6 protein-coding genes are annotated in these 4,911 nt (G+C 70.1%); all 6 read right to left on the bottom strand.

Annotation, left to right across the window (positions count from 1 at the left end):
* Positions 1 to 589, bottom strand: a 589-nt coding sequence (locus AC3XYG_RS00460; RefSeq protein ID WP_489137846.1) for an aldehyde dehydrogenase family protein, incomplete at its 3' end; no start/stop codon positions are given.
* A gap of 29 nt (positions 590 to 618) precedes the next feature.
* On the bottom strand, positions 619 to 1,590 hold the full coding sequence (locus AC3XYG_RS00465) for an ABC transporter substrate-binding protein (protein ID WP_489137847.1): 972 nt from the start codon (positions 1,588 to 1,590) through the stop codon (positions 619 to 621).
* Positions 1,587 to 2,402, bottom strand: coding sequence for an ABC transporter permease (locus AC3XYG_RS00470; RefSeq protein WP_489137848.1), 816 nt, complete (start codon positions 2,400 to 2,402; stop codon positions 1,587 to 1,589). The genes AC3XYG_RS00465 and AC3XYG_RS00470 overlap by 4 nt, the downstream gene beginning before the upstream one ends.
* Complete coding sequence (locus tag AC3XYG_RS00475; RefSeq protein ID WP_489137849.1) at positions 2,381 to 3,151, bottom strand: ABC transporter permease; 771 nt, start codon at positions 3,149 to 3,151, stop codon at positions 2,381 to 2,383. The genes AC3XYG_RS00470 and AC3XYG_RS00475 overlap by 22 nt, the downstream gene beginning before the upstream one ends.
* A 4-nt stretch (positions 3,152 to 3,155) precedes the next feature.
* On the bottom strand, positions 3,156 to 4,025 hold the full coding sequence (locus tag AC3XYG_RS00480; protein ID WP_489137850.1) for an ABC transporter ATP-binding protein: 870 nt from the start codon (positions 4,023 to 4,025) through the stop codon (positions 3,156 to 3,158).
* Positions 4,022 to 4,911: thiamine pyrophosphate-dependent enzyme (locus AC3XYG_RS00485; RefSeq protein ID WP_489137851.1), on the bottom strand; the 890-nt coding region annotated here is incomplete at its 5' end. The genes AC3XYG_RS00485 and AC3XYG_RS00480, both read right to left, overlap by 4 nt.

Genomic DNA, 4,911 nt, shown 5'->3' on the forward strand with positions numbered 1-4,911 from the left:
GCACGGTGCCGACCTCGCGCCCGCCGGGCACCAGGTTGAACACGCCCGGCGGCAGCAGCCCGTCGATCAGCTCGGCGAAGCGCAGCGACGACAGCGGCGCCTGTTCCGGCGGCTTCACCACCACCGCAGTGCCGGCGGCCAGCGGCGCCGCGATCTTGCCGGCGCAGAACATGAAGGGATGGTTGCAGGGCAGGATCTTGGTCACGACACCCCAGGGCTCGCGCACCGAGAAGTTCACCACATCCGGCCCCATCGGGATCGAGGCGCCCTTCATCTCGGTCACCAGCCCGGCGAAGAAGTCGAGCTGGCGCTGATCGCGCACGATGGTGGCGATGCGCTTCAGCACCTTCGCCCGCTCCAGCGGCGGCACCGCCCGCCAGATCCGGAACCCCTCCCGCGCCGCCGCGATCGCCGCCTCGGCATCGGCGGCCCCGGCATCGGCCACCGTGCCGAGAGACCGGCCCGAGCCGGGGCTGGTGACCTCGACATGGCGGCCGCTTTTCGGCTCATGCCAGGCGCAGCCGTAATAGGCCGAACGATGCTGCGGCAGCACCGAAGCGAGATCCGGAAGCGACGGGGGGACGGACATGGCGACTCCAATACCGGGAGAAGGGACGTTCATTCGGTCGGTTTCGTCGGGTACTGCACCAGCGTGGCGAGCTGGTCCTGGCTGAGCGGCGCGGCCAGGAACTTCAACGCGACCGCGTCGGTCATGGCGGCATCGATCCCGGCCAGCCGGTTCAGCCGCAGGTTTTCCTTGGGATAGAAATCGTTGCGGACGCGCTCGGCGATATCGGGCGGCACCTCGACCCATTTGGCATAGGCCGCGACCGCAGCCGGGTCGGAATACATCCAGTCCAGCGTCTCGCCATAGGCCTGCAGGAAGCGGCCGATGGCGTCCTTCTTCTCGTCCAGCACCGGGGCGCTGGTGATCATCACGCGCACGGTCTGGTTGCGGAGCGATGGCACGTCACTGCCGCGGGCGACGATGCGGATCTTGCCGTCCTGCAGCGCCTGGACGCCGAAGGGCGGCGACGCCCAGCCGACATCGACCTGGCCCGACATCACGGCGGTGAAGGTTGCGGGCGGGCTGCCGGTGGCGACCAGCTTCGACGCCAGCTTGTACTGTTCGACGAAGCCGGCGGCCATGCTGTTGCTGGACGACCCGTTGGTCGAATAGGAGATGGTGGTGTCGGCGGTCGCGTCCTGCAGCCGCTGCAGCGCAGCGTCCGTCGGGACGTACCAGTATTCGGCCGCACCGGTGGCCTGGGCGCCGATGATGCGGACCGGTGCGCCCTTGGCGAAGGCGCCGAACACGCCCAGCGTTCCCGCGGCCACGCCGATCTGGGCGCTGCCGGAGATCACGGCCTGCAGCGTCTCGCCGCCGCCCTGGGTATAGAGCAGCTCGAGCTCCAGCCCATGCTTCTTGAAGATCCCCGCTCGCTGGCCGAGTTCCGGCACCGCCGTGTCCCAGTTGCCGCGCTGGCCGATGGCGAGCGTCAGCTTCTCCATATCCGCGGCCTGCGCCGCGGTCAGGCCCAGCGTCATGGCGATGCCGATGGCGCCGATCATCCTCCCGATCCGAGTCATGGTTTTCTCCCCGTTCTGGCCGCGGCCGCACGGGTCGGCGGGCCCTTCGCGGCCAGCCTCGTCACCAGTGCGTTGACGGCGATCACCATCGCGAAGATCGCGATCAGCAAGGCGTACAGCGCCGGCATGTCGAAGCGCTGGTAGTCCTGCATGATCAGGAAGCCCAGGCCCTGGTTCGACAGCTTGGTTTCCGCCAGAAGCACGCCGATGATCGCGATGCCGAGGCCGAGCCGCAGGCCGTTGATGACAGGCTCGCGCATCGCCGGCAGATAGATCTTCGTCACCATCTGCAGCGGGCCGGCGCGGAAGCTGCGGCCGACCCGGACCAGCACCGGGGCGATGCCGCGCATCGCCGCCGCCGTGCTGAGCGCGACCGGGAAGACGCAGGACAGGGCGCCCATCGCGACCTTGGAGCCCGGCCCGACGCCGAACCACATGATCATGACCGGGAAGAAGATGATCTTCGGCGTCGGCCCGAGCCAGTAGAGGTAGCGTTCGAAGGCCCGGCCAAGCAGTTGGTTGCCGCCCAGCACGATGCCCACGGCCAGGCCGCCGATCCCGCCAATGGCCAGGGCAAGCCCCGCCTCGCCGGCGGTGACGCCGAGATTGCCGTAGAAATCCCGGCTGCCCGCCAGCCGGACCAGCGCGGCCGCGATCGCCCCCAGGCCGGGCACGACGTCGCGATACAGCAGCCCGGACATCGCCACGCCCTGCCACAGCGCCAGCACGACGACGATGATCGCGATGCGCAGTGCCAGGACCGGGTCGACAGCGCCCCGGCGCGCGCCGGTCACGATCCCGGTCGCAGCCATCGCTCGATCCTTTCCAACACGGCGAAGAAGCAGATGCTGACCAGCACCACGAAGGCGATCGCGGCATAGGTGCCGGGCAGGTCGTAGCGTTCGGCCAGCTCGTTGATCAGCGGGCCGAGGCCGCCGAAATTGATCAGGAATTCGACCCCGACCACATTGATCAGGGCGAAGATGAGGCCCAGCCGGATGCCGACGAAGATGCTGGGCAGCGCCGCCGGCAGCTTGATCATGCGGAACTGCTGCCAGTCGCCGAGGTTGAAGCTGCGGCCGACATCGACGAACACGGGCCGCACCGCGCGCAGCCCTTCCAGCGTCTTCAGGATCACCGGCGGCAACCCCGCCAGGGCGCCGATCATCACGATGGTCCAGGCGCTGCGCCCGAACACCACCAGGAACAGCGGATAGGCCAGGACGACCGGGGCCGCCGCGAAGCCCGCCACCCAGGATTCGGTCGCCCGGCGGACCAGGTCGACGCGGTCGAGCAGGATGCCCAGCGGCACGCCGACCAGGGTCAGGATCACACCAGCGCCCAGCGCCTCGCCGGCGGTGACCAGGAAGCGGTGCAGCACCCCCTCCTCCGCCACCACCCGCTCCAGGGCCAGCAGGACCTCCGACGGCAGCGGCATGACGAATCGGTTGATCAGGCCGGCCCGGATCAGGATCTCGACCACCACCAGCGCGGCGCCGAGCGTGCCGAGGCCGAGCACGGCGGGGGCCCATCGGTCGTGCCGGATTGCGGGATGCGCCATCGCCTCAGCCCCGCGCCAGCTCGGCACGGTCGGATTCGGTCATGCCGCGGCTGGCCTCCTCGCGCAGATCCTTCCAGATCTCGGCGACATAGCGGCCGAACGCCTCGCTGCCGACGATCTCGGAGGTGCGGGGCCGCGGCAGGTCGATCTCGATGATCCGCTTGGTCCGCCCCGGTCGCCAGGTCATCACCAGGATGCGATCGGACAGCTGCACCGCCTCGGCGATGTTGTGGGTGATCAGCACGATGGTCTGCTGCAGCGCGTGCTGGATCTCGATCACCTTGTCGCCGAGCAGCAGGCGGGTCTGTTCGTCCAGCGCCGCGAAGGGCTCGTCCATCAGCAGGATCTTGGGCTCGAAGGCCAGGGTCCGCGCGATCGCCACGCGCTGGCGCATGCCGCCGGACAGTTCGGAGGGGTAACGCCGCTCGAACCCGTCGAGCCCGACCAGCGAGATGAAGTGCCGCGCCCGCTCCAGCCGCTCCGCCTTCGGCATGCCGCGGATCTCGAGCGGGAAGGCGACGTTGTCGACCACGGTGCGCCAGGGGAAGGCCGATTCCTCCTGGAACACCATGCCGATCGCCGGATGCGGGCCCGAGACAAGCTCGCCCACCACCCGGACCTGGCCTTCGGTCGGGGCGATCAGACCGCCGATGACGTTGAACAGGGTGGACTTGCCGCAGCCGGACGGGCCGATGACCGAGACGAACTCGCCGGGCCGGACATCGAGCGACATGTGGTCGACGGCGACGACCGGTCCCTCCCGCGTTTCGTAGCGCTGGACCACGTCGTCGACCACCAGCACCGGCTCCGGCGTGGTCGGGGCCGCGGACAGGGGAATGGCGGATGGAATCCGCGCCATGGTCGCCAGGCTCATTTCTTCCCCTCCTCGGCTTTCGTCTCGCGGGTCAGGGCGCCGGCCATGGCGGGCGTGTAGCCGGGCTCGACCCGGACATCGACCACGGCGACGCCGCCGGCCTCGACCACCGCGATCGCCCTGGCATAGGCCTCGACCAGCTGCGCCCGTGTCGTCACCGGGCCGAAGCCTTCGGCGCCTTGGGCCCGGGCCATGCCGGCCAGGTCGATCTCCGGGTCGGCCATGCGCTGGCCGATCCATTTGTTCTCGACCGGGCGGCCACGCATCCGGGCCACGCGCTCCTGATGCACCTCGTCGTTGAAGAAGGAGCGGTTGTTGGCGACAACCAGCAGCAGCGGAATCCGGTAATGCACCGCGGTCCACAGCGCGGTGACACCCATCAGGAAGTCACCGTCGCCGCAGATCGACACCGGCAGCCGGCCGCTGCCCCGCAGCGCCAGCGCGGCGCCGACCGAGATGCCGGGCCCGCCGCCGATGCCGCCGCCGCCGTCGGAGCCGACGAAGTCGAGCGGGTGGCGGAACGGCCAAAACGCCCCGTCCCAGGACAGCGGCAGGTGCAGCAGCGACACCGGCTTGCCGGCCAGCGCGGCCCGCAGGTGAAAGGCCAGGTCGGGCACCACAAGGGGACCGGCGTCATCAGCCGGCCGCGAGTCCGGCACCGGCACGGCCGCCGCCTCCACCGCCCGCGGGCCGGCGCCAAGGGCACGGCACAGCGCCGAGACCATCGCGTCCGGGTCGGCGGCGATCAGCCGGTCGACCGGGGCCAGCGCCTGGTGGTCCATGCTCCAGCCATTGTGCAGGGTGTGGTCGAGCGAGACATGGACGACCAGCCCCGCCGGCCGGGCCGGCAGCGCCCCGTTCAGTGCGATCCAGTCGAGGCTGAGCA

Source organism: Inquilinus sp. (assembly GCF_057815775.1).

Excerpts from the sequence above, each read along its gene's own strand:
- AC3XYG_RS00480 (WP_489137850.1), bottom strand. The coding sequence starts at position 4,025 with ATGAGCCTGGCGACCATGGCGCGGATTCCATCCGCCATTCCCCTGTCC.
- AC3XYG_RS00475 (WP_489137849.1), bottom strand. The coding sequence starts at position 3,151 with ATGGCGCATCCCGCAATCCGGCACGACCGATGGGCCCCCGCCGTGCTC.
- AC3XYG_RS00465 (WP_489137847.1), bottom strand. The coding sequence starts at position 1,590 with ATGACTCGGATCGGGAGGATGATCGGCGCCATCGGCATCGCCATGACG.
- AC3XYG_RS00470 (WP_489137848.1), bottom strand. The coding sequence starts at position 2,402 with ATGGCTGCGACCGGGATCGTGACCGGCGCGCGCCGGGGCGCTGTCGAC.